The organism is Mycobacterium sp. E2462 (genome assembly GCF_001672685.1).
In the GTDB taxonomy this organism is placed as follows: Bacteria; Actinomycetota; Actinomycetes; order Mycobacteriales; family Mycobacteriaceae; genus Mycobacterium.
This window is the reverse complement of sequence record NZ_LZKC01000080.1, coordinates 1-770: the sequence shown is the minus strand read 5'-3', so window position 1 is coordinate 770 and position 770 is coordinate 1. Positions and strand designations below refer to the sequence as shown.

Below are 770 nucleotides of genomic sequence, written 5' to 3'. Positions count from 1 at the left end.
GCCGCCGAACACCCTGACCAACTCGACACAAGTGCTCAAGGACCTGATGCTCCCGACGGGTCCGCCCTCATGAGGCGCGCGGTGGCCGTACTAGCCTGCGGCGCAGTACTTTCAACGCTGTCAGGCTGTGGATGGCGCGGCCTGAACTCGTTCACGCTTCCCGGCACCGCGGGCGGCGGCCCGGGCGCCTACACCGTTCAGGCGCAGATGCCCGACGTGGTCACCATTCAGGAGAACACCCGGGTTCGGGTCGACGACGTCAACGTCGGCAACGTCACCAAGATCGAGCTGCAAGACTGGCACGCGTTGGTGACCATGCGCATCAATGGTGACGTCCACCTGCCCGCCAATGCGGCGGCCAAGCTGGGGCAGACCAGCCTGCTTGGTTCCATGCACATCGAGCTCGCGCCTCCCAAGGACGAGCCGCCGGTCGGCCAGCTCAAGAACGGCGCGGTCATCCCGTTGGCGCGGGCCAGCCTGTATCCCACGACCGAGCAGACGCTGGCGTCGGTGTCCATCCTGTTGAACGGCGGGGGCATCGCGCAGCTGCAGGAAATCAACCAGGCGGTGGCGAAGGCCTTCGCCGGGCGCGAAAACGACATGCGCAGCCTGCTCAACCAACTCGACGAGTTCATCGCGCGCACCAACGACCAGACCGACGACATCATCACCGCCGCGGAGAACCTCAACGGCCTGGTCGGTCAGGTCGCGGCCCAGGACCCGGTGGTCGACAAGGCGTTGCTGACGGTGCCCAAGGCGCTCGACGTGGT

General features: G+C 66.5%; 1 protein-coding gene. It reads left to right on the top strand.

Annotated elements, in window-relative coordinates; all coding sequences use genetic code 11:
- Window positions 1-69: 69 nt before the first annotated feature.
- The coding region (locus A5714_RS03975; RefSeq protein ID WP_156747160.1) for an MCE family protein at window positions 70-770 on the top strand (701 nt) is incomplete at its 3' end.